This window comes from Methylophilus sp. (assembly GCF_052437885.1).
In the GTDB taxonomy this organism is placed as follows: domain Bacteria; phylum Pseudomonadota; class Gammaproteobacteria; order Burkholderiales; family Methylophilaceae; genus Methylophilus.
On sequence record NZ_JBQVPB010000006.1, the window covers coordinates 154,650 to 178,887 of the forward strand.

Annotated in this window: 25 protein-coding genes and 1 tRNA gene; 11 read left to right on the forward strand and 15 right to left on the reverse strand. The window is 53.3% G+C overall.

The annotated features are described in order from the left end of the window. Positions 1–95 precede the first annotated feature (95 nt). The 3 genes from ACT6RZ_RS08510 to ACT6RZ_RS08520 all read right to left on the reverse strand — a co-directional run bounded on the left by ACT6RZ_RS08510 (position 96) and on the right by ACT6RZ_RS08520 (position 3,150). Positions 96–602, reverse strand: coding sequence for a DUF1993 domain-containing protein (locus tag ACT6RZ_RS08510; protein WP_444701695.1), 507 nt, complete (start codon positions 600–602; stop codon positions 96–98). A 37-nt stretch (positions 603–639) separates the two neighbouring features. Further along, positions 640–2,397, reverse strand: coding sequence for an ABC transporter ATP-binding protein (locus tag ACT6RZ_RS08515; protein ID WP_444701696.1), 1,758 nt, complete (start codon positions 2,395–2,397; stop codon positions 640–642). 288 nt (positions 2,398–2,685) lie between these two features. Then, positions 2,686–3,150 (reverse strand): MarR family winged helix-turn-helix transcriptional regulator, encoded by a 465-nt coding sequence (locus ACT6RZ_RS08520; RefSeq protein ID WP_444701697.1) that lies wholly within the window; start codon positions 3,148–3,150, stop codon positions 2,686–2,688. A 44-nt stretch (positions 3,151–3,194) separates the two neighbouring features. Between ACT6RZ_RS08520 and ACT6RZ_RS08525 the strand changes: the two genes are divergently transcribed. Next, positions 3,195–3,914 carry a siderophore-interacting protein gene (locus ACT6RZ_RS08525; RefSeq protein WP_444701698.1) on the forward strand — a complete coding sequence of 240 codons (720 nt, stop codon included), beginning with the start codon at positions 3,195–3,197 and terminating at the stop codon, positions 3,912–3,914. Between the two features lie 79 nt (positions 3,915–3,993). Here the strand turns inward: ACT6RZ_RS08525 and ACT6RZ_RS08530 are convergent, their stop codons facing one another. Then, entirely contained in the window at positions 3,994–4,797 is an 804-nt protein-coding gene (locus ACT6RZ_RS08530) for a hypothetical protein (protein WP_444701699.1), read from the reverse strand. A gap of 307 nt (positions 4,798–5,104) precedes the next feature. Between ACT6RZ_RS08530 and ACT6RZ_RS08535 the strand changes: the two genes are divergently transcribed. Next, entirely contained in the window at positions 5,105–5,599 is a 495-nt protein-coding gene (locus ACT6RZ_RS08535) for a hypothetical protein (RefSeq protein ID WP_444701700.1), read from the forward strand. Between the two features lie 48 nt (positions 5,600–5,647). Here the strand turns inward: ACT6RZ_RS08535 and ACT6RZ_RS08540 are convergent, their stop codons facing one another. From ACT6RZ_RS08540 to ACT6RZ_RS08560, 5 genes are all read right to left on the reverse strand, one after another. After that, on the reverse strand, positions 5,648–6,139 hold the full coding sequence (locus ACT6RZ_RS08540; protein ID WP_444701701.1) for a hypothetical protein: 492 nt from the start codon (positions 6,137–6,139) through the stop codon (positions 5,648–5,650). Positions 6,140–6,165: 26 nt separating this feature from the next. Then, the gene (locus tag ACT6RZ_RS08545) at positions 6,166–6,564 is read right to left on the reverse strand and encodes a hypothetical protein (protein ID WP_444701702.1); all 399 of its coding nucleotides are present in this window, start codon (positions 6,562–6,564) and stop codon (positions 6,166–6,168) included. A gap of 164 nt (positions 6,565–6,728) precedes the next feature. Then, positions 6,729–7,556, reverse strand: coding sequence for an alpha/beta hydrolase (locus ACT6RZ_RS08550; RefSeq protein ID WP_444701703.1), 828 nt, complete (start codon positions 7,554–7,556; stop codon positions 6,729–6,731). Further along, positions 7,531–8,166 (reverse strand): glutathione S-transferase N-terminal domain-containing protein, encoded by a 636-nt coding sequence (locus ACT6RZ_RS08555; RefSeq protein WP_444701704.1) that lies wholly within the window; start codon positions 8,164–8,166, stop codon positions 7,531–7,533. The genes ACT6RZ_RS08550 and ACT6RZ_RS08555 overlap by 26 nt, the downstream gene beginning before the upstream one ends. 33 nt (positions 8,167–8,199) lie before the next feature. Continuing rightward, the gene (locus tag ACT6RZ_RS08560) at positions 8,200–8,949 is read right to left on the reverse strand and encodes a glucose 1-dehydrogenase (RefSeq protein ID WP_444701705.1); all 750 of its coding nucleotides are present in this window, start codon (positions 8,947–8,949) and stop codon (positions 8,200–8,202) included. 139 nt (positions 8,950–9,088) lie between these two features. Between ACT6RZ_RS08560 and ACT6RZ_RS08565 the strand changes: the two genes are divergently transcribed. The 5 genes from ACT6RZ_RS08565 to ACT6RZ_RS08585 all read left to right on the forward strand — a co-directional run bounded on the left by ACT6RZ_RS08565 (position 9,089) and on the right by ACT6RZ_RS08585 (position 13,115). Further along, positions 9,089–10,009, forward strand: a complete 921-nt coding sequence (locus tag ACT6RZ_RS08565) for a LysR substrate-binding domain-containing protein (protein ID WP_444701706.1) — start codon at positions 9,089–9,091, stop codon at positions 10,007–10,009. A gap of 172 nt (positions 10,010–10,181) precedes the next feature. Next, a complete protein-coding gene (locus ACT6RZ_RS08570) occupies positions 10,182–10,985 on the forward strand; it encodes a MipA/OmpV family protein (RefSeq protein WP_444701707.1) in 804 nt (267 codons plus the stop codon). Positions 10,986–11,216: 231 nt separating this feature from the next. Next, entirely contained in the window at positions 11,217–12,098 is an 882-nt protein-coding gene (locus tag ACT6RZ_RS08575) for a LysR family transcriptional regulator (protein WP_444701708.1), read from the forward strand. Between the two features lie 125 nt (positions 12,099–12,223). Continuing rightward, the gene (locus ACT6RZ_RS08580; RefSeq protein ID WP_444701709.1) at positions 12,224–12,598 is read left to right on the forward strand and encodes a DsrE family protein; all 375 of its coding nucleotides are present in this window, start codon (positions 12,224–12,226) and stop codon (positions 12,596–12,598) included. Positions 12,599–12,635: 37 nt separating this feature from the next. After that, positions 12,636–13,115 (forward strand): nuclear transport factor 2 family protein, encoded by a 480-nt coding sequence (locus ACT6RZ_RS08585; RefSeq protein ID WP_444701710.1) that lies wholly within the window; start codon positions 12,636–12,638, stop codon positions 13,113–13,115. 58 nt (positions 13,116–13,173) lie between these two features. Here the strand turns inward: ACT6RZ_RS08585 and ACT6RZ_RS08590 are convergent, their stop codons facing one another. From ACT6RZ_RS08590 to ACT6RZ_RS08610, 5 genes are all read right to left on the reverse strand, one after another. Beyond that, positions 13,174–13,701, reverse strand: coding sequence for an SRPBCC family protein (locus ACT6RZ_RS08590; RefSeq protein ID WP_444701711.1), 528 nt, complete (start codon positions 13,699–13,701; stop codon positions 13,174–13,176). Positions 13,702–13,741: 40 nt separating this feature from the next. Further along, the gene (locus tag ACT6RZ_RS08595) at positions 13,742–14,077 is read right to left on the reverse strand and encodes a DMT family transporter (protein WP_444701712.1); all 336 of its coding nucleotides are present in this window, start codon (positions 14,075–14,077) and stop codon (positions 13,742–13,744) included. 77 nt (positions 14,078–14,154) lie between these two features. Then, positions 14,155–15,309 carry a DNA polymerase IV gene (dinB, locus tag ACT6RZ_RS08600; RefSeq protein WP_444701713.1) on the reverse strand — a complete coding sequence of 385 codons (1,155 nt, stop codon included), beginning with the start codon at positions 15,307–15,309 and terminating at the stop codon, positions 14,155–14,157. A gap of 115 nt (positions 15,310–15,424) precedes the next feature. Then, a complete protein-coding gene (locus ACT6RZ_RS08605) occupies positions 15,425–15,598 on the reverse strand; it encodes a hypothetical protein (RefSeq protein WP_444701714.1) in 174 nt (57 codons plus the stop codon). Positions 15,599–15,845: 247 nt separating this feature from the next. Beyond that, positions 15,846–15,930, reverse strand: a tRNA-Leu gene (locus ACT6RZ_RS08610). Positions 15,931–15,965: 35 nt separating this feature from the next. Here ACT6RZ_RS08610 and rnr point away from each other — a divergent pair. The 4 genes from rnr to ACT6RZ_RS08630 all read left to right on the forward strand — a co-directional run bounded on the left by rnr (position 15,966) and on the right by ACT6RZ_RS08630 (position 22,309). Beyond that, positions 15,966–18,431 (forward strand): ribonuclease R, encoded by a 2,466-nt coding sequence (gene rnr / locus ACT6RZ_RS08615; RefSeq protein ID WP_444701715.1) that lies wholly within the window; start codon positions 15,966–15,968, stop codon positions 18,429–18,431. 136 nt (positions 18,432–18,567) lie between these two features. After that, entirely contained in the window at positions 18,568–19,329 is a 762-nt protein-coding gene (rlmB, locus tag ACT6RZ_RS08620) for a 23S rRNA (guanosine(2251)-2'-O)-methyltransferase RlmB (protein ID WP_444701716.1), read from the forward strand. 28 nt (positions 19,330–19,357) lie between these two features. After that, on the forward strand, positions 19,358–21,133 hold the full coding sequence (locus tag ACT6RZ_RS08625) for an ABC transporter ATP-binding protein (RefSeq protein WP_444701717.1): 1,776 nt from the start codon (positions 19,358–19,360) through the stop codon (positions 21,131–21,133). Between the two features lie 177 nt (positions 21,134–21,310). Continuing rightward, positions 21,311–22,309, forward strand: a complete 999-nt coding sequence (locus ACT6RZ_RS08630; RefSeq protein WP_444701718.1) for an alpha/beta fold hydrolase — start codon at positions 21,311–21,313, stop codon at positions 22,307–22,309. A 99-nt stretch (positions 22,310–22,408) separates the two neighbouring features. Here ACT6RZ_RS08630 and ACT6RZ_RS08635 read toward each other — a convergent pair whose 3' ends face one another. After that, positions 22,409–24,190: an adenylyl cyclase gene (locus ACT6RZ_RS08635; protein WP_444701719.1), complete on the reverse strand. Its 1,782-nt coding sequence runs from the start codon at positions 24,188–24,190 to the stop codon at positions 22,409–22,411. Positions 24,191–24,238: the final 48 nt, after the last annotated feature.

A 24,238-nucleotide genomic window follows, 5' to 3' on the forward strand; every position in this document is an offset into this window, starting at 1 on the left:
TTCCATGTTCATAGCGGATGTGTCATCACAAGTGGGAATATCAACTTGTGACAGGGCAAACGCGCTTTAGTGCGCGCCTGCCTGATCGATGCAGGTCAAGCTCTGCCCAGAAAGTCCTGCTTGCCTACATCCACACCTATATGCCGCAACACTGCATAAGCCGTGGTCAGGTGGAAATAGAAGTTAGGCAGGATGTTGTTGAGCAGGTGCGTCTGGCCTTGTACCACTCTGACCTCGGTGCCACGCGGGATGGAGATCTCGCGTTGTTCCTGGCCGTCGATCTGGCTGGCTTGCAGACCTGTCAGAAATTCGATTGAGGCTTTGATCAGGGCTTGATAGTCCGCAATGGTGGTTAACGGAAGATCAAACACCGGCGGTGGCAGCCCGGCCAGCCTGGCAGAGTAGCTGGTGGCGTGATCGGCTACGCGTTGCAGCTGGCGGCCAAAGGTGAACATATTGGGGTAGAGGCGGGTTTCGAGTAACACGCTCTGTTCTATCTTTTTCTCGGCGGCAAAAGCGCTGGCTTTGTCGAGGATCAGGGATAAATTGCCCAGGAATTTAATAAATACCGGCACGGATACTTGGTAAAGAGAAATGCTCATATTGAACTCACCATTCACAGTTAAAGTTGAATTTGGCCTAGGCGACTGCCAGATGGCCTTTGGATTGCAGGGAAAACAGCCGGGCGTAGAGGCCTTGCGCGGCTAGCAGTTCTGCATGCGCGCCACGCTCTATCACGTGCCCGTATTGCAGCACCAGGATGATGTCTGCGTTCATCACGGTGCTGAGCCTATGTGCAATGATCACTGAGCTACGGCCTGAAACCAGTTGCTCCAGCCCTTGCTGTACCAGGTGCTCGGATTCGGAATCCAGCGCGCTGGTGGCTTCGTCGAGTATGATCAGTTGCGGGTCTTTGAGGATGGCGCGGGCGATGGCGACACGTTGTTTTTCACCACCTGACAGCTTGATGCCGCGCTCACCGACCAGGGTCTCGTATTGGTGGTCCAGGTGCAGGATGAACTCATCCGCATGTGCCGCTTTGGCTGCGGCGATGACTTCGTCGGTGGTTGCGCTGGGTCGGGCAAAGGCGATGTTTTCGCCTATGCTGTCGTTGAACAGGGCGACATCCTGCAGCACTACACCCATCACGGCGCGTATGCTGCGCTGCTGGTAATCCCTGAGGTCTATGCCGTTGATCAGTATGCGGCCTGCAGTTGGGTCATAAAAACGCATCAGCAGTTTGACTATGGTGGTTTTGCCGCTGCCACTGGTGCCGACCAGCGCCAGCGTTTGCCCTGCCGTGATATGGAAAGAAACGTCTTGCAGCGCGCTGATCTCCTTGCCCGGGTAACGGAAGGTCACATTCTCAAACGTGATGGTTTCCAGCTGCCTGAGCACGATGGCATCTGCCTTGTCGTGATGTTCCGCTTCTACATCCAGCAGTTCTATCAGACGTTCGGCGCTGCTCTCTATCTCACTGGCCTGGTTCACCTGCCTGGCGATAGGGGCGATGGTGCTGATCAGGTTCTGGCTCAGGGTCAGCACCAGCAGAATGTCACCTGTGGTGTAAGCGCCTTTGAGGGCACCATTCACGGTGAGGGCTACGGCGGCGAATACACCAAATGTATTGACCACATTCAGGCCCTGTTCAGACTTCCACTGCGTTTTGTGCAGGTTGTCGCGCACGATGCGCCACTCGGCCTGTGTCGTGTCATAGCGTTGTTTTACCGCGGGTTCGCCACCAAAACTTCTCACGGTGGCGATATTGCCTACCATTTCTGCCAGCAGACCTGTCATTCTGCCTGCCAGTGCCTGCCAGCCGCGGCGGTATTTGTGCGTCCAGCCTACCGTGCGGTATGAGACCCAGAAATTGATGCCCAGCACCACGGTCATGATCAGGCCTATCACTGGCGCTTTAATTAAAAGCACGGTCAGGATAAACAGCATTTGCAGCAGGCCGGACAGCGTGCCCTCAGTCAGCGACGATAACCACATGGTGATACTGGTGATAGTGCCGAACCTGTCCATGATCTCGCCGACGCGGGTCTTCTCGAAATAGTCGATAGACTTTTGCGTCATATTGTCGAACACGCGCTGACGGAAAGTACTGACGGTGTCCAGCCACAGGTCATCTGCCTGCTTGTTTTGAATCGCACCAAAGATCACCACACCCAGGCGCAAGGCAAAAAACACGCCTAGCAGAACAGTGACGCTCCAGGTGGCTTGTGCTTGTGTGATGGCCCCGGAAAACATGCGCGAGATGACATCTACGATGAATTTGTAGATATAAGGCGTGGCGGTATTGATGAATCCAAGCGCGGTGCCTACCAGAATGACACCAACGACTTTCCCTTTATATTCGGGAATAAACTGAATGGCACGCCATACGTTTTTCATAATGATTTCTCTTTCAAACTGCTTTAATGAAAAGGGTCGTCCCTAATCCAACCGTAAGCCATATCAAACTTCGTGCCATGTTTTTCCTGAATGAAATCAGCAGGGCTAGGCTTTACGGTGGGGTGAAAATGTTGCTGTCTGAACACTAGCTGATGGTCAGCTGTTGCTTTTCCAGCAATGCGTCAGAAGATATTTCTGTAGGCCAAACGGCTGACAGCAGAAGGGATATGTCCCAGATTGGGTTTGAAACGGCAGGCTACAAAGGCAGCAGAAGAGGGCGGGTGATCGCTAGCAAGTGGCGATATTGCTTTTTATTCTGGCCAGCAGCGCCAGCAGCGTTTGATACTCTTCTTCAGTCAAGCCTTGTACTGCCAGTTCAGATAACTCCTTTTCTGCGGCCTTCAGGCTTTCAAACACCTTGCTGCCCTCGGGCGACAGCTTGAGTCTGGTGATGCGTTTGTCCGACGCATCGGCTTTGGCATCCAGCAAGCCCTTGCTGCGCACTTCAGTGATCAACCTGGCGATCTGCGCTTTGTCCTTACCTGTATACGACACCATATCGCTGAGGCTGGCATCAGGGTGACGGGCGAAAAATCCTAGTACCTTGTGTTGCATATGCGTCAGGTCCACGCCGTTTTCCTGGATCAAACGGTACTGGCGTGCGCGGAAGTGATGCATCAGGCGATGGATGGTTTCAAACACCTGCTGCTTATCATCCGGATTATGGTTGACTTTGTCTACTAGTTTATTCATCATAGTTGATATTATCAACTAAATAACTGATTACGGAAACAATGATGAAAGAACGCAACTTTGCAAGAATCCGCTTTGAGCTGCAAGCAAGGCCGGTAGTCGTGTCACGCGTAGAAAAAACCAGTGAAGGATTTATCAGCATCGTGTTTAGCGGGCCGTTGCTGGCACAGTTCAACAGCCTGTCGTTTGATGACCACATCAAATTCATTTTCACGAACGCGGCGGGTGAAACGGTCAGGCGGGATTACACACCGCGCAGCTTTGATACGGCGACACAAGAGTTAAGCATCGCGTTTGCATTGCATGCGCATGGCGACGCTTCGGATTGGGCTAAAAATGCCCAGCCAGGCGATAGCGCTGTAATCGCCGGACCTAAAGGCTCTATGGTCATCCCGGCTGATTTTGATTGGCATCTGCTGATCGCCGACACTTCAAGTCTGCCGGCACTGGCGCGCAGACTGGCTGAGCTGCCTGCAGATGCCACCGTGATCGCATTGATACAGGTCGACTATGACAGCGACCGCAGGCTGGCTGAACCTACCGACACTCAGCAGATCAGCTGGGCGCAGACACATCAGCAGGTGCTCAGGCAGCTGGAGACGCTGGAACTGCCCGCAGGTGAAGGGTTCAGCTGGGTGGCTGGCGAACATGCGTTCGCTTTAAGGGCCAGGGAGATATTGCTGGATAAAGGTCAGCCTAAAACGCTGATGAAAGCCGCCGCTTACTGGAAAAAAGGCGCAGCAGACTTTCATGAAAAGATCTAGCTATAAGAGGCGAAGGGCTGTGTTTGCACCATGCTCACATGCATGGCGAGGGCAACGCGTAACACGTATCAGGCTGTACTCAGGAGTCGTAAGGCGCGGAATCGTTTAACTTATTCAGTTCGCTGATGTTTTCTGCGGTGTGGCACTCCAGCACTTCCACATCCTTGTCTTTAAAGTTCAGCTTCTCTACCGTATTGATATTGCTGGCGAATTTGTTGTGCAACTCGCCACATTTGTGCGTTCTTTTATTCACAAACATCAGGTATTCCTTTTTCCTGGCATCGACAATGGCCGGTGGGGCTGAACCATCATTGATCAGCCTGGTGAAAGTACCACGCAGCCGCAGTTCAGACAGGCTCCAGATATTGAACACCAGGATGTTACGCGAAGGCTCTTTTTGTAGCGGATGTTCAGTTTCCTGCCTGGGGTTATTTTCAGGGCCAGACTCCGCATTGCTGGCTGGGCTGCCGGCCACTAATTCTGCCGATCTGGAATGCTCGACGACAACCGAAGCCGCTTCTGGCTTTTTACGCGGTTTGGCAGGCGTTTTTGATTCGGTTTTAGCTGGCTCTGGCTGGGCCGCAGGTTCCGGCGCGGCTTGTTGTGGCTCAAGCGCGGCAATCTCTGGCGTGGTGACGGTTTGCACCCGCACTGCCTGGCTCGCCAGCGGAGAGCTAGTCACGTCTTCTTTTGTGATCAGGGTGATCAGTATCACAATGATCAGGCCGATCAAAACGATATTCAGTTTACCGATCTCCATCAGGCCTTTTTGAAAAAAAACAGGCTTCAGCGAGGCGCTGTTTGCGCTGTTGAGCGCGGTTTTTTTTCGCGTGACAACTCTTCGCGTGACACATGTTTTTTCGGGGTGATGCGTGCTACTCATTCATTTATCCCAATGTATTTGGATAGGACCAATTGCATTTAATCGCCCACAATGCCTTAAAAGTCGACATCACTCAAGCACTTTACCGCTTGTCAGGACTTGTAAGCTGACTTTGCGGGTGAAGAAATCATCACTGCAGATACAGTTTCAGAGTGTTTATTGTAAACTCGTGATGGGAAATTGAAGCCGTGGATAAGCATGGTAAAAATGCTTTGCGGTGTTCAATTGCACTATCGTGAAACAGCAGTGCAATCACATTGCAACTACAGCACAACAACAGCACAACAACAATAAAAAAGGTTTAATCATGGCATTTTCTTCAGGTCTGCTACAGCAGCGCTTAAAGCTAGTGGCTTTATGCATATCTCTTCTGGCTACGCCCGGTTTATCAATCGCTGCCAGTGATAGCGCCCGCGTGATCAGCACCCAGCCGGAGAAAGCCGTCAGCAGGCCCGCGGCCAGCAGCAAAGCAGCGCCAGACAAAGCGACTCCAGAAAAAGCGAATGTATTGGCCTTGATCAACCTGGAGGAGGTGATGCCGGATTGTCAGCAGCAGGTCGCCAAGGTGAAAATCAAGAGCGTACAGCGCAGCGAGAGTGGCATCACCACCGAGAGCATTACTTTCAGCTGGTCCAATAGCAATGTCACACTCCCCACGCACATGAGTGACAACCCGGTATTAACGCTGGACGACCTGCTGGATGCGACCAGATTCATCAAGGTGGGCAGTAGCTACTTTATCCATTTTCAGACCTGCGAGCATACGCAAGAGCGCAGCCTGATCAATATATATGCACTTTAGGCCGGCTGGCAAAAACCGGCTGGCACAGCGCTGGAGTAAAAAACAGGATTATTTGTTGGAGATCAGGAGTTCTACGCCGCTGGCTTCAGCCATGCGGATGACGGACACATGCTCGCGCTCAAAAGCGCTGATCAGTTCCTTGAGGGTAGTATTAGGCAGGCTGCTCTCAACATTAAAGGCCAGGAACTCAAGGTCGGCTAATACCCCTAGCACGACTAAAGAGTGACGATCCTTGAAATTGATGCGGTCTATAAAGATGGCCTGGATGTTTTTGACTGAGTTACAGGCGCGTCCTACGGCTGAGATCAGGTCCCAGCCTACTTCACGGATAGCGACATCGTAATTGGCGCCATCGGCGACCGCTTGCGTTTCTGCGCGGTCGGTAAATAAATAATCAACACTGCGGAATTTACTCGAGAATGCGACATGCGGGCTTTGCTTGAGGTTTTGCTGTGGGTTTTGATTAGCCTCGCCCGCCAGCGGGCTTTGTGCCAGCAACAGACCGCTTATCAGCAACACGATAGTAGCCAGCCTTTGCATGTGGTATGCCTTAGAGAGATGGATGGTTAAGCAAAGACGTGGTTGCCTTTGATGGTCAGCTTGGGCTGTTGTATGGTTTGCTCACTGGTAGGTGTAGGCATGTGATGGGAGTCCTCACGCAGGACGGCATCAATATAGAAACTCTTTTCGTTTCTTTTGCTTGATTTTTTTACTTGCTGAAAATGGCTGTTGCCAGCAGTGTAAGTATTGCTGGCGATCACAGCAGCAGGTGAGTCATCCAACATGGCGGTAGCGGTTTGCATGCCCGGGTTGATTGAACTACCGATAGAAATGATAGTCACAATAGAACCTATCGACATGATCACTACCGCTGCGGCGACCGCCCCGGCAGTAATAGCAGCCAAGGATATGGCACTGGTCGCCTGTGGCCGTTCTGTAGCGTTAGCTGCGCTTAATTGAGTCATGATGAATCCTCCCTCGTTTTTGTATTGCTAGTAATGTTTTTTAGTAGGCTCAATCATGCTGGCTTCTCATTCTCACCTCCATACAACTTCTTCTGAATCTCTTGTAGGAATATTCGTACAAGGCGCGTCTGAATCAATTGCATTTTTACTGCTTTATCAGCCTTTTAATCAGCCATAAAATGCCTGATCAGCTGGCACACAGTCGCAAAAGACGGGTGCTGGGCTGCGCTTAGTTGATGGGCACCATCCTCCAGCCGTTGCACTTGCATCGGCACACCAGCCAGTAATAACTTACCTGCATAAGCTTCTGCCTCATCGCGCAGCGGGTGTTCATGGCTGGTGATCACCAGGGCAGGTGCCAGCCCGGCCAGCCGGCAAGAGTTGACGGGCGAGGCATACGGATGCGTGGCATTACTGTTGACATGGATATACTCTGCCCAGGCGCGCCTGCACGGTGAATCGCTGCTCGCAGCCATGTTTGCGCCCATGCTTGCAGCCATAGACCTCGAGGTTTGCAAGGCATCCAGCATGGGGTTGATCAGTATCTGGCCTGACAGCTGCATGCTGCCCATTCCCCGATCGCGAAACAGCATGGCCAGCACGGCAGCCAGGTTGCCACCTGCCTGTTCGCCGGCGACAAACACAGTTTTGCTATCAGCCCCCAGCTGTTGTGCATGCTGGCCCAGCCAGGCCAGGCATTCGTAAGCGACCTCTATGGTGTCGGGGAAGTGCATGCACGGCGCCAGCGGGTAATCCACACAGATGACGACAGCCTGCCTGCACAACGCGCCAGCGATCGCGTAAGCGTCTTCTACCTTGCCACAGTTGAACAGCCCGCCGTGAAAGTAGATCAGCACCGGCTGGCGACGCTTGCCCTCACGCTTGCCAAACACCTGCAACGAGATCGCCTGCCGGGTCTTTGAATATTCGAACGAAGTGCTCCACATGGTGTTCAGCATGCAGGGATCAAAGTCTGGGGATAGCCATGCCACGTTGGACGGCTGGCCGCGCAGCGACTTGCTGCAACCAGCGCTGGATGGCAGGTTTTGTCGCTAACGACTCCTTAAGCACCTGTTTGAGATAGGTGGTCGCCGCCATCACCCAGGGGTAACAAGCTATATCGGCTATGCTGTATTCATCGCCCGCGACATAAGCATGCACCTGCAACTGGTTTTCCAGCACGGTCAACAGCCGGTCGGCTTCTTCACTAAAGCGGGTAATGGCGAGCGCTGCTTTTTCCTCGCTCCTGACAGCGAAAAACCCCAACTGACCTAACATAGGCCCCAGGCTGCTGGTTTGCCAGTGCAGCCACGCAAGGGCGTCGTAACGTGCCTGGCCGTGGGCAGCTAAAAACTGCCCGCTTTTATCCGCCAGGTAAGTCAGGATGGCACCACTTTCAAAAATAGCTATGGGCGCGCCTTCTGCGCCGTTATCGACGATTGCAGGAATCTTGTTGTTGGGCGAAATGGCCGTGAACGCCGGAGAGAACTGCGCCAGCTTGCCCAGATCAACCGGGCTCACCGTATAGTCCACGCCTAACTCCTCCAGCATGATGGAGATCTTTCGACCATTTGGTGTCGCCCATGTATATAAGTTGATCATGATGCTTCTTTCTATATGTTTGCCTGTGGGTGATTAACGTAAGCCGCCGCCAGCCAGCAATTGCTCGCCAGTCAGCCAGTAAGCATCATCCGACGCCAGAAAAGCAGCGATAGAAGCGATGTCATTCGGCTGGCCGCTACGGCCTAATGGTGTTTGTGCCACATAGCCAGTTTCAGCTTCCGAACCTATGACACCTGCGGTATGCGTGCCTTCGGTTTCAACCAGGCCAGGGTTTAAGGCGTTGACGCGTATCTTGCGTGGCCCCAGTTCACGCGCAAGCACGCCGGTGATGGCATCCACCGCGCCTTTGGTCGCGGTATAGACGGCAGCGCCTGGGGGCGTCAAGCGGCTGATCACTGAGCCTATATTGATAATGCTGGCGCCTTCGCCCAGATGTTTCACTGCCGCCTGGGTGGTCAATAACAGGCCGAGCACATTGATATCGAATTGCCTGTGGAAATGTTCAGGGGTGATCTCTTCAATACTGCCGAATTCGTAGATGCCGGAGTTGTTGACCAAAATATCCAGCTTGCCATAGTGGCTGATAGCCGTCTCTATAATGGCTTGCGCTTCGCTCGCTATACTCACATTGCCTGCGACCGCCACGGCTTTGCCGCCAGCGGCAACGATGTCGGCGACGACTTTATCAGCGCCTTGTTTGCTGGATAAATAATTGACGACCACCGCCGCGCCATCCCTGGCAAAGCGTTTTGCGATCTCTGCGCCTATGCCTTTGGATGCGCCGGTGACGACAGCGACTTTACCGTTTAATTTTGTGCTCATGTGAATCTCCTAAATGGGAATAATGAAAGTTGTTTAAATCTGATAAGCACTATAAATAAATAAAAAAATGAGATAAATAGCCAAAATATGCAATCACTGTGCTAATTTATTGCACAATAAAGCCATTAAAGGATGCACCATGGACCGTTTTGACACCATGCTGGCGTTTACCCGGGTCGTAGAGCTGGAAAGCTTTACCAAAGCCGCACTGTCACTCAACCTGCCCAAGACCACGGTGTCGGCGCAGGTGCTGGCCCTGGAAAAACGCCTGCGCGTCAAACTGCTGCACCGAACCACCAGGCGCATCAGTGTCACCACCGATGGCGCGGCTTATTACGAGCGCGCCATCAGGTTGCTGAACGAGCTGGAAGAAACAGAAGCGGCCTTGAACCAGGCGACAGTGAATGCCAAAGGGCGCTTGCGGGTAGATGTACCGGCGCCGCTGGGCAGGATGGTGATCATTCCGGCGCTGCCGGACTTTTTCAAGCGCTACCCAGATATACAGCTGGAGATCGGCTGCGACGACAGACCTATAGATCTGCTGGAAGAAGGTGTAGATTGTGTGATACGCATAGGTAATTTACTCGACTCCAACCTGGTCGCCAGGCGTGTGGGCACCATGCAGTTCATGCTGGTCGCCTCGCCTGCATATCTTGATACTTATGGCAGGCCAGCCAGCCCCGACGATCTGCCACGTCACCACGGCGTGCATTTCTTTTCTTCCAAAACCGGCAAGGTCTATCCCTTTTTGCTGACGCAGGACGGCGTCAAGCTTGAAGTCACCACCACGCGTCAACTGGCGATCAATAATGGTGACGCCATGGTGTCTGCCTGTCTTGCTGGCCTGGGCATCTGCCAGCTACCCAGCTTTATGGTGCAGACACTGTTAGCCAGTGGTGAAATGGAGAGCGTGCTGACAGCTTTTGGCGCTGAGGGTATGCCCATGAACGCGCTTTATCCGCAAAACCGCCACCTTTCATCCAAAGTACGGGCATTTATCGAGTGGGTCGCCGAGCTGTTTTCTGTATGCCCTTTGCTGCAAGCCATCAGACAGGCATGATCCGTGGTATATTTTTCAGGCAAAGCAACTTCCTGATCGCAAAAGCGTCATCTGCTTAGTCTATCCTGCAATCAGTCAATTTCAGACGGCCAGGCCAGGTATGCGGCTGTGCGCAAGCAAGCGTGCACAAAAAACAGTCATTATTTAATCAAGCGCAAAAAAGGCATTAAACATGTTAGGCAAAAAAACCATACCATCTCTCTCATACACGCTGGGTATCTGCGTAATGCTATGCATCAACCAAAGTGCAATGGCCGAGAGCAAGATAGACCGGCAGACAGAAACCGCCATGCCACGGCAGAAGAATATGTACGGCATAGGGGTAGGCGTGATCCCGAAGACCTCAGGTTCCAAAGACCAGCGTGCCCTGATCCTGCCGGTGATCAATGCCAATTATGGTGAGCGTTTTTATATCAATGGTTTGCAGGCAGGTGTCTGGCTGGTGGAGTCTGATGATAAACGTATTCGCCTGGGCCTGTCGGCCGATGCCAGGTTTGGCTGGGATGCCAGTGACAGCAGCCGTACCAAGGGTATGCATGACAGAGACTTTTCAGTAGATGTGGGCCCGGTGCTGCGCTGGCAGACCGAGCTGGGCACCATCAATGCACAGTGGGGATTCGATGCCGGCGGCGCCAGCAACGGCCAGAATGTGCAATTGCAATTTATCCGCAGCCTCTACCGCTCAGAGCGGTTCCGCGTTAACGGCCTGGTGGGCGTGCAGTGGAACAACCGCAAATTCAATGATTATTACTTTGGCGTAGATGCTGATGAAGCCAGACCAGACCGCCCCAGCTATCAGGCAAAAGCCGGTACCCAGCTGCAACTCGGTATCAATGGCATTTACAGTGTCAGCGCGGATCAGGCAGTGTTTTTCGGCTTGATCGCCACTCGCCTAGGTAACCAGCAGGCCGATAGCCCTATCGTAGAGACACGTTTTCAACCTATGGGTTACCTAGGTTATTCCATAGGCTTTTAAAAAACGCTGCTCAGCATCTGGTTTCAGAGACAGCCCCCGGCGTGATGACGCATCAGTCACCACCATGCCGGGGGCTTTTTTATGCGCGGCGATCTCACCTTGATGATGGTTGCGCCTGGTCTGGTCTGCATTGTTGCTGGCAGCATTCTATGGAATAATCAAACGCAGCGCTGGCGCTAGTTCCAGCATAAATTCATTGCCCGGGAGAGCGACATAGACCAGATTCACCTTATGCGCGTGTTTGTCACGGTGGAAGAACAGGGTGGTTTTGCCGCCGCTTCGCGCAAACTGGATATCTCTCCCGCTGCAGTCACGCGCGCCATTGTGGCGCTTGAAGAACAACTGGGCGTCAAGCTGGTCCAGCGCACTACGCGCAATACCCGTTTAACCGATGCCGGCCACCAGTATTACGAAGACAGCAAAGCGATACTGGCCAGTATCGCTGCAGCCAATGAGGCCGTGTCGGGTGCCAATGCCGAACCGCATGGCACGCTCACGGTGACCGCTTCTGTGCTGTTCGGGCGCTTGTATGTGATGCCCAGCATCGTGGATTACATGCAGCAATACGCCAAAGTCAAAGTCATCGCCCATTTTGTAGACCGGGTCACCAACCTGGTCGAAGAAGGCATAGATGTGGCTATCCGCATCGGCGAGCTGCCGGATTCGTCATTGCGCGCCATCAAAGTCGGCCAAGTGCGGCGCGTGTTATGTGCCTCACCGGCCTATCTGGAGAAAAATGGCGTGCCGCAGCAACCGGCAGACTTGCTCGATCACGCCATCATTTCTGCGAATTCGCTGTCGCCCAGGGTCGAGTGGCGTTTTGGCGCAGCAGAAAACGCAGCAAAATTACCCCTGGAACCCAGGCTGACAGTTTCCAGCATAGACGCCGCCCTGGCAGCAGCGATAGGCGGGCTGGGGATCACACGCTTGCTGTCTTACCAAGTGAAAAGTGAAGTGGAGCGGGGCACACTGGCCCTGATACTGGAAGATCACGAACAGACGCCGTGGCCTATCCATGTCGTCCACCGCGAAGATAAATTAGGCTCCTCAAAAGTGCGTGCTTTTATCGATGGCATAGTGCATGACTTGCGCAATCACCCTAATTTGAAATAGCGCTGTTGCGCCAGACGAAATAATCAATTTCCCGGCGGGTGGTTTTTCCCTACTGGGCGGGTTTGTAGAATGCAGTCGTCAAGTGAACGACATCGCATACAACCCGCTTTATCAGGAGAGCCACAATGAAAGCAGCCATTATTATTTTCTCAGACCCAAACCATGGTGGAGAAGAAGCCTTGGGGCGTGCATTTAACGCATTAGCCGCCGCCTATGATTTCAAGCAGCAGGGCACTGAGGTCGCCGTCTATTTTCAGGGCACAGGTACGCGCTGGGCAGGCGTGATCAGCCAGCAGGACCACGCCTTGCATGCGTTGTATAACGCTGTTTCTGACACCATTGCTGGCGTATCATGCGGGTGTGCCGATGTGTTTGGCGCACGTGCAGCCGCCGAGAAAAATGGCTTTGCGCTGGTCAGTGATAACTTGGTGCCAGGCACTTCTGGTCTGCCCAGTATCGCCCAGTTGTCGGCGCAGGGTTATACCGTATTTAGTTTTTAGGATTTAATTTTCAGGATTTAATTTTTAGGAGATCGCTATGACCACCACCCCGTCCGTCCGTCCGCCACTGCCGCCGTTCACGCGTGAAACCGCGATTGAAAAGGTGCGGCTGGCTGAAGATGGCTGGAACTCGCGAGACGCGGCCAAAGTGGCGCTGGCATATACGCTGGATACGCAATGGCGTAACCGGGCCGAGTTTGTCAAAGGCCGTGAGCAGGCGCAGCAGTTTCTTGAGCGCAAGTGGAACAAGGAGCTGGAATACAGACTGATCAAAGAGCTATGGGCGTTTAGCGAGAACCGCATCGCCGTGCGTTATGCCTATGAATCCAGAGACGATTCAGGTAACTGGTTCAGAGCCTATGGTAACGAGAACTGGGAATTCGGCCCGGATGGCCTGATGATCAACCGTTTTGCTTCTATCAATGATTTGCCGATCAAGGAGAGCGAACGCTTGTTTCGCTGGCCACTGGGGCGGCGCCCGGATGATCACCCTGGGCTGAGTGAATTAGGCCTTTAGCAAAAACAAAGCCCGCTCAATATGTGCGGGCTTTGTTTATCGCATGCCTGAAAACTGATTACATGCCTTCGGATATCTTCTTCAGATTATCCAGGCCAGCGCGGTAAACCACGGTCATGGTTTTGATCGCATCATTGTCTGTCTGGTTGGCGACGGGTTTGTCGGAGAGGTCTTTACGCTTGAAATCACCACTCCAGGTGACTTTGCTTTTGCTGTCAGAAATCGCTTTCACCGTGATGGTGGAGCGATAGTTACTCACCGGCAACACCCCTTCAAGGATTTTGTAACTGAAAGTCTTTTGCGCCGGGCTAAAAGTCAGCAACTCCTCTTTCACCTGGCTGTTATCCTGCAAGGTCAACAGGCGGATAGCGCCTGGCAGGTTAGGGGTGCCACTCAGAATATGCGTGGTTTTGATCGCCGGATGCCATAAGCCCAGATCGCCAAAATTGCTGACATTGGCCCAGACCGTGTCGGCCTTGGCATTGATCTCAACCGACTCTTCCAGTTTCAGCGTCTCTGCTGCCGCATGGCTGGCGGCCGGGATCAGCCCTGCCAGTAATACAAACGATGTGAATAATGCCTTCATTCATTTCTCCTTTAAACGTTATTGTTGATTTATGGCCACTCTATGAATGAGAGACGCTTTTGGAAAATAAATTCATAATAACTACGCCAGCCAGAATAAAAGACATGCCGACCAGGGCAGGTGTGTCCAGTTGCTGGTCATAGAATACCCAGCCGACGATAGCCAGTAGCACTATGCCCAGCCCGGCCCAGATCGCGTAGGCGATCCCGATGGGGATGGCTTTCAGTGTCAGTGACAGGAAGTAGAACGACAGTGCATAGCCTATGACTACTACGATAGACGGGATGACGCGGGTAAAGCCGGCACTGGCTTTTAAACTCGAGGTGGCGGTGATCTCGGAAATGATTGCGATCGCTAAAAAAAGCCAGTACTTCATGCTGCTCTCCAAATAAAAGATGGTTTGTCACTAGGGCGTATATGGAAATCCATATCGCTGCCTTATATTACCCATACTTAATCAAAATTAAACGTGTATTGTGCAGACTGCTTGCTGGGCGGTGCATCCGGGCGTTCCAGGCCGCTGGCTTTCACGCCCAGCAGGCGTATGCTGCGGTCCAGGTCTATCCTTTTCAGGCACTTGCCGGCAGCCCGGCGTATCGCTTGCGCATCTGCCACCGCTTTGGGCAGCGTGAGGTCGCGTGTCACGGTAGTAAAGTCATCAAAACGCAGCTTCAGGCCTATCTTGCGGCAGACATAGCCTTTGCGTTGCAGATCATCGGCTACCCGCTCGCACAGGTGCGTGAATGTGGCGCCCAGCGCCTGTTTGTCACGCACGGCATGCAGATTACGTTCAAACGTTGTTTCACGGCTCATGGAAACCGGTTCGCTTTCTGTCACCACCGGCCTGTCGTCCTGCCCGCGCGATACCCGGTATAGCCATTTGCCGTAACTTTGCCCAAAATGCTGGGTGAGCCAGGCCTCGTGCAGTGTGGCGATCTCGCCTATGGTGCTTATGCCCAGAGATTCAAGCTTGGCGCTCGCCTTGGGGCCTATGCCATTGATCTTGCGCGCAGGCATGGGCCAGATGCGGGTAGGCAGGTCCTGCATGCTGATAATGGTGATGCCATCCGGCTTTTGTATATCTGAACACAATTTGGCCAGCAGCTTGTTAGGCGCGATACCGACCGAGCAGGTAAGACTGGTGGCCTCGAATACCGCTGTCTTGAGCTTTTGCGCAATGGCTAAAGAATCCTCTTCCAGCGTGGTGATATCTACATACACTTCATCTATGCCTATATCCTGCATCAGTGGGCTGACCGAGCGTATGGCCTCTTTAAATAATCGCGAATAGCGACGGTATAGATTGAAATTAACCGGCAACAGGATGGCGTCAGGTGCCAGCTTGGCGGCACGCATGGTAGGCATGGCCGAATGCAAGCCCAGCGCGCGGGCTTCATAAGTGGCGGTGGTCAATACGCCACGGCCGACATAATCGCGCAGCCGCGAAAAAACATGGCTGCCATCTGCATTCAGTTGCGGCGTATCTGAAGCGCGGCCACCCACCACCACAGGCAAACCGCGCAGTTCAGGGTATTGTGATAATTCGCAGGAGGCAAAAAATGCATCCATATCGATATGTGCGATGCGCCTTGCGTTCACATCGCACATGTTGAATGAAAGCCTGATGAGATCATGCGTGGGATTGTAGCGTTTTAAAAACGTATGCCATGTAAAAACTGGTTAATGCTGGCATGCAGCCCGCGAGCAAAGCTTGAGCTGGATACTATTTCGGTTTAAAGCTGCGTTTGTCTTTCTGCGCACGTTCATTCACACGTATGGCCAGCAGAGAGCCGCCGGTAATGATCACTGCGGTGATGGCTTTGTAATCAGGCGCTACCAGCAGCCAGACAAACGAGGCGAGCAATAGCGTTATCAGGAATAATTTTAAAACTAACATGCATTCTCCTCCGGCGCTAAGTGAAGTATATAAACGCCTTACCATGGATCGATTCTTAAAATCGATCAAAGTTTCGGATAATTGAATGCAGGCCGGAAGTTAAATCTGAATCAAAACTAAATAGTGATAAACTGACCCCATGTGGTACCAGATCAGTCGGAATGAAATTTACGCAGGCGGTTTTTCGGCCGCTATAAAACAAAAAAATCCTAAGTTATTTCTAACAAAGGATTGTTTTGATTCTTTATGGTGCCCAAGAGAGGACTCGAACCTCCACGTCGTTAAACACTAATACCTGAAACTAGCGCGTCTACCAATTCCGCCACCTGGGCTAAAGAAGCTGTGCATTTTAAAGGAAGAATTAATATTGTCAACTAGAAAAACTAAAACGCCTCTACGGGCAACCGATCCGCAGGCGCAACGTGAAGCAGAGTTATACCAAACACCATTACCAAGCCGTGAGCTTGTACTACAACTTCTGTCTGATCAGGGGGTTCCCCTCAGTGCAGATCAGATCTATCTATTACTCGACATCAGCCATGATGAGCGGGATAACTTTAACCGTCGCCTGGGTGCAATGGAGCGTGACGGGCAACTGATGCGCAACCGCAAGGGCGCGTTCTGCCTGCCGGATAAGATACATCTGATCGCCGGCACCGTTTTCGGCCATACCGATGGTTTCGGCTTTCTGCAGCCGGATGATAAGAGCAAACACCCGGAAGATATTTTTCTGGGCCCCAAAGAAATGACCATGGTCATGCATGGTGACCGCGCCATGGTGCGGCTGGCCGGGCTGGATAGACGGGGACGGCCGGAAGGCAAGCTGGTCGAAGTACTGGAACGTGCCAATAAGACCCTGGTGGGTCGTGTTATCCGCGCCCAGGGCGTGACCATAGTGGCCGCAGAAGACAAGCGTATCAGCCAGGATATCCTCATCCCCTATCACCTGGATATGGATGCCCAGGTAGGGCAGGTGGTGACCATAGAACTGACCGAATACCCTTCTTCACACTCGCGGCCTATGGGCAAAGTGGTGGAGATCCTGGGTAACTATGCCGACAGTGGCATGGAAATCGAAATTGCCTTGCGCAAACACCATTTGCCACATCAGTTCAATCCGGCAGCAGTTAAACAGGCGGAAGACTTTCCAAGAACAGTCCAGCCCAAAGATTACAAAGGTCGTAAAGATTTACGCGATCTGGCGCTGATCACCATTGATGGCGAAACGGCGCGTGACTTTGACGATGCCGTATTTGCCGAGCCGCAAGGCAAAGGCTGGCGCCTGGTGGTGGCGATCGCCGATGTCAGTTTTTATGTACAACCTGGCGATGCGCTGGATAAAGAAGCGTTTGACCGTGGCAACTCGGTGTATTTTCCACGCCGCGTCATCCCTATGCTGCCTGAGGCTTTATCCAACGGCTTGTGCTCGCTGAACCCCGAGGTAGAGCGCTTGTGCATGGTCTGTGATATGCAGATCGATGGCCAGGGCGTGGTCAAACAATACCAGTTCTACCCTTCGGTGATGCTGTCCAAAGCGCGTATGACCTATACCAAGGTATCTGCCTTGCTGCACGAAGAAGACCCGGCGCTGACCGCGGAATACCAATGGCTGCTGCCGCATTTGAATAATCTGAATGGGGTGTTCAAATTGATGCTGACGCAACGTGAGAAACGTGGCGCGGTCGAGTTTGAATCCACAGAAACCATGATGGTGTTCAATGACAACGGCAAGATAGACAAGATAGTGCCGGTGGTACGTAACGACGCACACAAGCTGATTGAAGAATGCATGCTGGCTGCCAACGTTTGTGCGGCGGACTTTTTACTACAGAATGAGCAGACTTGCCTATACCGTATCCACGAAGGCCCGACGCCGGAAAAACTCGAAGCCCTGCGCCTGTTTATGGGCGAATTCGGTTTCGGCGTAGGCGGTGGTGAAAAGCCGCAGGCCAAGGATTACGCAAAACTGATGCAGCGCATCAAATCGCGCCCTGATGCGCAGTTATTGCAGACCGTGATGCTGCGTTCCATGCAGCAGGCGGTTTACAGCCCGGATAATGTAGGCCATTTCGGCCTGGCTTATGATGCGTATACCCATTTCACTTCGCCTATCCGCCGCTACCCGGACCTGCTGGTGCACCGTGCCATCAAGGCCGTGGTGGAGGGCCAGCGTTACCAGGCCAAAGACTGGCATCAGCTGGGCACCCATTGCTCCATGACTGAACGCAGGGCCGATGATGCCACGCGTGATGTCACCAACTGGCTGAAATGCTTTTACATGCAGGACAAAGTCGGCGAAGTGTTTGCCGGCACCGTGGCTGGTGTAACCAGTTTCGGCCTGTTTGTCGCGCTGGATGAAGTGTATGTCGAAGGCCTGCTGCACGTCACCGATTTAGGCAATGATTACTTTATCCACGACAAAGCCAGGCACGAGATGGTAGGCGAGCGCACCGGGGTGCGTTATCGCCTGGGTGACCGGCTGACCGTGAAAGTGGTGCGTGTAGACCTGGAAACCGCCCGCATCGACTTTACCCTGGCTGGTAAAGCTGAGGCTTCCGGCGAGGACACAGAGACTGATACTGTTGCAGAAGCAGGCACATCTAATCTGAAAAGATCGCAGATTTCAGAGGCGAGAGCCCGACCAGCAAGCCCGTATAGCGCTGGTAGTAAAGCCGGTAAAGCGGCAGGCAGTAAAGGGTCATCCCAGCCCAGGTCAACTGCAGCATCTGCAAGCTCGAGCAAAGACGGCGCTGGCAAACCACGCACGGCCAAAGAAAAAAATCGTCGCTCTGTGCAAAAAAATAAAGGCAAACCCAAGGCGAAAGCCCGATAATAGCGCCTGTGCACATTTCGCAAGGTTGTTGCTTCATGCCTGCAATCTTGCGAAACATTCAAACCAGCCCGCGCTTGAAACATCTCTGCGCGGTGCTTTGCGTTTGGAATCAGAATTAAATTAATTAGGAGTAACTATGTCGGAAAGCCGCATTATTTTTGGTTTTCATGCGGTGTTAAGTCGCATGCGTCAGCATGGCGGTAGCATTCAGGAAATTATCATTGACCAGGACCGGGTAGACGCGCGCATGCGTGATCTTCTGGATATGGCTAAATTACAAAATATCCGCGTTATCCAATCTGAACGTAATCGTCTGGATGGATTTATCGGCGCTAACGGCCGCCACCAGGGTGTAATAGCCAGGGTGATCGAAACGCCCATGCCTTATAAGGATATCCACGATGTGCTTGAGTCAGACCTGGATGAACCACCGTTCTTCCTGATCCTTGACGGCGTGCAGGACCCGCATAATCTTGGCGCTTGCCTGCGGGTTGCAGATGCCATGGGTGTGCATGCCATTATTGCGCCAAAAGACAGGTCCGTTGGCCTGAATGGCACGGTACGTAAAGTTGCCAGTGGCGCAGCTGAAACCGTGCCGTTTATTTCAGTGACCAACCTTGCGCGTACCATGCGTGAACTCAAGGATGCCGGTGTGCATGTGGTTGGCACCACCATGGATGCACCCAGTGATTTGCACAACACCAAATTTGAAGGCGCGATTGCGCTAGTGATGGGTGCCGAGGGGGATGGTTTACGTCGCCTGACACAGGAAACCTGTGATTCATTGATCACTATCCCCATGTTTGGCTCGGTGCAAAGTATGAATGTCAGTGTCGCCAGCGGTATTGCCTTGTATGAGATCCGTCGCCAGCGCGTATTAGGCAACAGCCAGAAATAAATCCCCATCCCCAGAAATAAACAGATTCATGATTACTTTAACTGGCCTTTGGCAGCAGTTACGCCAGCAGTCTAAACGTTTGTGGTTAGGCCAGTGGCTGGCATTTTTCGGCGCAGCGGCTGCGGTGCCTATCCCTTTGCTGATGCCATTGCTGGTCGATGAAGTGCTGTTAAAACAGCCTGGCAAGCTCACGCAGACCATGGCAGCCTTGTTACCGGCAGCATGGCTGGGGCCTGTCGCCATCATCATCTGTGTCACGCTGCTTACCATCAGCTTGCGTCTGGGCAGCCTGTTACTGGGTGTCGCCACCACGCGCATTTTTGTCGGCTTATCCAAGCAGGTGACCCTGGGCGTGCGGCAAACACTGCTGGACAAGCTCGCACGCATACGCATGCAGGTCTATGAAAGCCTGGGTGCAGGGCAGATCACGGCGCGACTGCTCACCGATATCGAAACGCTGGATAAATTCCTCGGTGAAACCATCGCCAAGGTGCTGGTGGCGGTGTTAAGCGTGATAGGCGTAGCTGTGGTGCTGTTGTGGATGCACTGGCAACTGGCACTCATCATCCTGCTGCTGAACCCGTTTGTGATCGCGCTGACCATGGTGCTGGGCAAAAAGGTCAAACTGTGGAAGCAGCGCGAAAACAATGCGTTTGAGGTGTTGTCGCAATCGGTGAGCGAGACGCTGGAAGTCATGCAGCAGCTACGGGCCAGCAACAGTGATAAACGCTTTCTGGAAAAAGCCAAACAGGCGGCCGAGGCGGTGCGTGAAGCCGCCACCGCATCAGGCTGGAAATCAGATGCCTTGTCGCGTTTGTCATTCGGTATCTTCCTGTTCGGCTTTGAGATATTCCGCGCCGTGGCCATGCTGATGGTGGTGTTCTCTGATCTGTCAGTCGGACAAATGATCGCCGTGTTCGGCTACCTGTGGTTCATGATGGGGCCGGTGCAGGAGTTACTCACGGTACAGTTTTCCTATTACGCCGCTAAAGCAGCGCTGACGCGTATCAACCAGGTGCTGGAAGCCGAAGAAGAGCCGCATTACCCAGCATTGGTGCAGGGCTTTAATGACCAGCAACCGGCAGCGATCGCCTTGAAACAGGTGACATTCGCCTATGGCGAAGGTGACCCTATCCTTGACCAGGTCAGCCTGACTATTGCGCCCGGCGAGCAGGTGGCCCTGGTCGGTGTTTCCGGCGCAGGTAAATCCACCCTGGTGCAGCTATTGCTAGGCTTATATGCGCCCAATCAGGGCGAGATCCTGTTTAATGGACAAGCGATCGCGCAATTGGGCTATGCCCAGATACGCGAACATGTGGGTGTGGTGCTGCAACACCCTATGCTGTTTAACGATAGCGTGCGGCAGAACCTGGCCATGCAACAACCATATTCAGATGACGCCTTGTGGCAGGTGCTGGAAGTGGCGCAACTGGCGCAGTTCATCCGTGATCTACCCGAAGGGCTGGATACCCAGCTGGGCCGCAGCGGTGTGCGCCTGTCTGGCGGCCAGCGCCAGCGACTGGCGATCGCACGCATGATGCTCAAGCAGCCGCAAGTGGTGATACTCGACGAAGCGACTTCCATGCTGGATACGCATACCGAAGCCTTGCTGCATGCCGCCATGCATAGCTTTCTGCGTGGTCGCACCACCATCATCATCGCCCACAGACTGTCGGCGGTGAAAGAGGCTGACCGCGTGCTGGTGTTTGATGCCGGACGCATTATCGAAGAAGGCCAGCATGCCACGCTGGTGAACCAGGCTGGCAGCGTTTACCAGCGCCTGTACGGGCAGCAATCGGCCTGATGCCGGCAAGGCTTATCACCGCTATGCCAACCAGGCCAGGCCTGGTGCTGGCAGCCATTATTACGTTTGGCGAAACAGTGTATTGACCGCCCGCTAGTGTTGGTCACATCCTGATCCGGGTACATTGCGTCATACCGAGTTTGTTCGGTTTTTGACATCAATGACAAAGGATAGAGGATGAACTACACCAAATTTAAAATCGCTGTTCAAATGCCAGTGCTGCTGGCGGCACTGATGACCGCATTGGTTTTGCCGGTGCATCAGGCAAGCGCGGCAGAGACTTCAAACCATGCCAGCAAGCCGGAGACGGCAGTCTCTTATCACACGGTAGAGATAGACGGCGTGAAAGTATTCTATCGCGAGGCAGGGCCCAGGAATGCGCCTGCCGTGTTGCTTCTGCATGGCTTCCCCAGCTCGTCACATATGTTTCGCAACCTGATTCCGCAACTGGCTGACCGTTATCATGTCATTGCGCCCGATTATCCCGGCTACGGTCAAAGTGGTCAGCCTGCCATGGACAAATTCACTTATAGCTTTGATCACCTGGCGGCAGTGGTGGATAAATTCACCAGCCAGATCGGTTTGACTAAATATGCCCTCTACGTGCAGGATTATGGCGCACCTGTAGGCTATCGCCTGGCGGCTGCACACCCGGAAAGGATCAGCGCCATCGTGGTGCAGAACGGCAATGCCTATCAGGAAGGCATAGACAATCCGTTCTGGGACCCGATCAAAGCCTACTGGAAGGATAAAACGCAAGCGAATGCCGCCAAACTGCGCCCGGTGCTGGAGATGGACGCGACTAAGTGGCAATACAGCGAAGGTTTCCGGGATGCGGCCCTGCATGTGAGCCCTGATACCTGGGTGCTGGACCAGGCCTATCTGGACCGCCCTGGAAACAAGGATATTCAGATCGAGCTGTTTTACAGCTATGGCACAAACCCACCGCTTTACCCGGCATGGCAGGCCTACTTCCGTAAACATCAGCCGCCCATGCTGATCGTCTGGGGCAAGAATGACAAAATATTCCCGGCTGCCGGTGCCACGCCTTACCTGAGGGATCTGCCACAGGCTGAGTTGCACCTGCTGGATAGCGGCCACTTTGCCTTAGAAGAAGAGGGCGACCAGATAGGCCGGCTGATGCACGATTTCCTTGATAGAAAAGTGCCGCGCTAAGTTCGCAAACTGCAGCGCTAAAAAAGCAATGAGCCGAAAATGACTCTCATTTTCGGCTCATTGCCTTGCTCGCAGTGTGGCGATCACGCCAGGCCAGGTTTACTGGCGGATTATCCTGGACACATAGTTCTTGTCGTTAGCCTTGTCACCCTGGTCATTCAGCACATGGGTGATTTCGCCTGTACCGCCCAGTGACACACTGGTGATGTGGTCAAAGTGTATGTCAGGGCCGCTAGGTGCTTCAATTGCGCTGTTCAACTTGACGCTGGTATTGGTATCAAAGAAGCAGTAAACGCCCATGCCTATGGCTTTGTGATGTTTGACATGGTCAGCGACTTTATAAGACGCATAGCCGTTGGTACTGCCATTCATCCAGCTTTGCTGGTCAGGTACATCGTAAGGTGCCTCGCTCTGGTAGAAGTAGACCTCGCCATATTCACCATTCCACAAGGTCTGGTAATCGTGGAAATGCTCCACAAACAAGCCATACATGGTGACATGGTCGCCATTGACGATAATGCCATGTTTGGTTTTATTGGTGGCCCAGCCTATGCCGTTGCCGTGGTCACCACGCCAGACCCACAGGTTGTCACCGATGACATGGTTGCTGTTGATGATGACGCTATGCGTCGCATTGCCGACCGCGGCACCACCCACCCGGAAAAACACATCGTGCAGGGCGATAGGGTTCTGGGCGTGGCTGATGGCTGATTTTTTGTCACCGACCTGCAGCAACACCTCAGAATTCTTTTCACCGGCATCAAACAGCACACCGCTGATCTTTACACCATCTACATCTGCCACTGACAGCGCGACATTGCCGGCAGTGGGCAGCAGGGTGGCGATACCCAGGCCCAGTACCACGGTATCGGGGTTTTTAACCTGCACTGGTGCATCCAGCTTGTAAATGCCCGGCGTCAGCAACAGATGTTTTCCTGCACTGAGTGCGGCATTCAGCGTGCTGCTGGTGTCAGTCGCCGCCTTGGCGATATAGAATTTATCCAGCGGCAGGTTCGCCCCTGGCACATGCGTCTCCTGCCAGCTGACGCCCTGGCTGTTTTTGCGCAAGGCGGGCACGAACACGCTGTAGTGGCCGCTGCCATCTATGGTTAAAAACGGTTTTTCACTGACCAGCGGTGTTTGTTCGACCACTGTATACGGCGGGTTAGGCCAGTTTTTTGACTCGGGCGCGTTTTTCACGCCTACAAACACCATATTCCAGTTCTCGTTAGTCCAGCTGCCTATGGTGGCGTTACGGGTCAGCCATTGTTGCTGTGTGCCGGAGTTGATCTGCTGATCGACCAGGCTGTCAGCAATATAACCGCCGCTGGACCAGCCGCCATTGTCATCCAGCAGCATATTGCCGCGCACATGGATACGGCGCAAAGGCGACGCCTGCGAGACTGCCCACTGCATGGTGCCGTTATCAGGCGTGACAGACAGATTCTCCACACTGCGCCAGAAGTTCTGCGTTGCATCACCGTCATGCCAGGAGGCCTCTACCTGTATGCCGCCTTGCAGCATGACGTCATCGGGAAACTGCCCCAGGCCTAACAGCTGGGTATAAAACCCCAGCCTGACCTTGTTGTGGTAAACGCCGGGTTTAAACAGCACGGCATAACGCTCGGGGCCGAACTGGTTGCTCTCCTGCAGTTTAAAGATAGCGTCCAGCTTGTTTTGCACCTCTTCCGCTGGCATGGATGGGTCCATGATGATGACCTGCTCGCCAAAGTCCGGCGTTGCTAGCGGCTTGTTCTGCGCCTCAGTCGCCTGACAGCCGGCCAGGGCCAGGGTAGCCAGCAGGGCGCTGGCTTTAGGCAAGCCCAGGCTGGCCAGATTAAAAGGGAGCGTGTGACGGTGTGCAGAAGCAGAGTGAGACATAAACAAAGGCTTTCAGTTTTTAAATATTTGTAGGCTGGACCATACTTT

Excerpts from the sequence above, each read along its gene's own strand:
- ACT6RZ_RS08510 (WP_444701695.1), bottom strand. The coding sequence starts at position 602 with ATGAGCATTTCTCTTTACCAAGTATCCGTGCCGGTATTTATTAAATTC.
- ACT6RZ_RS08515 (WP_444701696.1), bottom strand. The coding sequence starts at position 2,397 with ATGAAAAACGTATGGCGTGCCATTCAGTTTATTCCCGAATATAAAGGG.
- ACT6RZ_RS08520 (WP_444701697.1), bottom strand. The coding sequence starts at position 3,150 with ATGAATAAACTAGTAGACAAAGTCAACCATAATCCGGATGATAAGCAG.
- ACT6RZ_RS08525 (WP_444701698.1), top strand. The coding sequence starts at position 3,195 with ATGAAAGAACGCAACTTTGCAAGAATCCGCTTTGAGCTGCAAGCAAGG.
- ACT6RZ_RS08530 (WP_444701699.1), bottom strand. The coding sequence starts at position 4,797 with ATGAGTAGCACGCATCACCCCGAAAAAACATGTGTCACGCGAAGAGTT.
- ACT6RZ_RS08535 (WP_444701700.1), top strand. The coding sequence starts at position 5,105 with ATGGCATTTTCTTCAGGTCTGCTACAGCAGCGCTTAAAGCTAGTGGCT.
- ACT6RZ_RS08540 (WP_444701701.1), bottom strand. The coding sequence starts at position 6,139 with ATGCAAAGGCTGGCTACTATCGTGTTGCTGATAAGCGGTCTGTTGCTG.
- ACT6RZ_RS08545 (WP_444701702.1), bottom strand. The coding sequence starts at position 6,564 with ATGACTCAATTAAGCGCAGCTAACGCTACAGAACGGCCACAGGCGACC.
- ACT6RZ_RS08555 (WP_444701704.1), bottom strand. The coding sequence starts at position 8,166 with ATGATCAACTTATATACATGGGCGACACCAAATGGTCGAAAGATCTCC.
- ACT6RZ_RS08560 (WP_444701705.1), bottom strand. The coding sequence starts at position 8,949 with ATGAGCACAAAATTAAACGGTAAAGTCGCTGTCGTCACCGGCGCATCC.
- ACT6RZ_RS08565 (WP_444701706.1), top strand. The coding sequence starts at position 9,089 with ATGGACCGTTTTGACACCATGCTGGCGTTTACCCGGGTCGTAGAGCTG.
- ACT6RZ_RS08570 (WP_444701707.1), top strand. The coding sequence starts at position 10,182 with ATGTTAGGCAAAAAAACCATACCATCTCTCTCATACACGCTGGGTATC.
- ACT6RZ_RS08575 (WP_444701708.1), top strand. The coding sequence starts at position 11,217 with ATGCGCGTGTTTGTCACGGTGGAAGAACAGGGTGGTTTTGCCGCCGCT.
- ACT6RZ_RS08580 (WP_444701709.1), top strand. The coding sequence starts at position 12,224 with ATGAAAGCAGCCATTATTATTTTCTCAGACCCAAACCATGGTGGAGAA.
- ACT6RZ_RS08585 (WP_444701710.1), top strand. The coding sequence starts at position 12,636 with ATGACCACCACCCCGTCCGTCCGTCCGCCACTGCCGCCGTTCACGCGT.
- ACT6RZ_RS08590 (WP_444701711.1), bottom strand. The coding sequence starts at position 13,701 with ATGAAGGCATTATTCACATCGTTTGTATTACTGGCAGGGCTGATCCCG.
- ACT6RZ_RS08595 (WP_444701712.1), bottom strand. The coding sequence starts at position 14,077 with ATGAAGTACTGGCTTTTTTTAGCGATCGCAATCATTTCCGAGATCACC.
- dinB (WP_444701713.1), bottom strand. The coding sequence starts at position 15,309 with ATGTGCGATGTGAACGCAAGGCGCATCGCACATATCGATATGGATGCA.
- ACT6RZ_RS08605 (WP_444701714.1), bottom strand. The coding sequence starts at position 15,598 with ATGTTAGTTTTAAAATTATTCCTGATAACGCTATTGCTCGCCTCGTTT.
- rlmB (WP_444701716.1), top strand. The coding sequence starts at position 18,568 with ATGTCGGAAAGCCGCATTATTTTTGGTTTTCATGCGGTGTTAAGTCGC.
- ACT6RZ_RS08625 (WP_444701717.1), top strand. The coding sequence starts at position 19,358 with ATGATTACTTTAACTGGCCTTTGGCAGCAGTTACGCCAGCAGTCTAAA.
- ACT6RZ_RS08630 (WP_444701718.1), top strand. The coding sequence starts at position 21,311 with ATGAACTACACCAAATTTAAAATCGCTGTTCAAATGCCAGTGCTGCTG.
- ACT6RZ_RS08635 (WP_444701719.1), bottom strand. The coding sequence starts at position 24,190 with ATGTCTCACTCTGCTTCTGCACACCGTCACACGCTCCCTTTTAATCTG.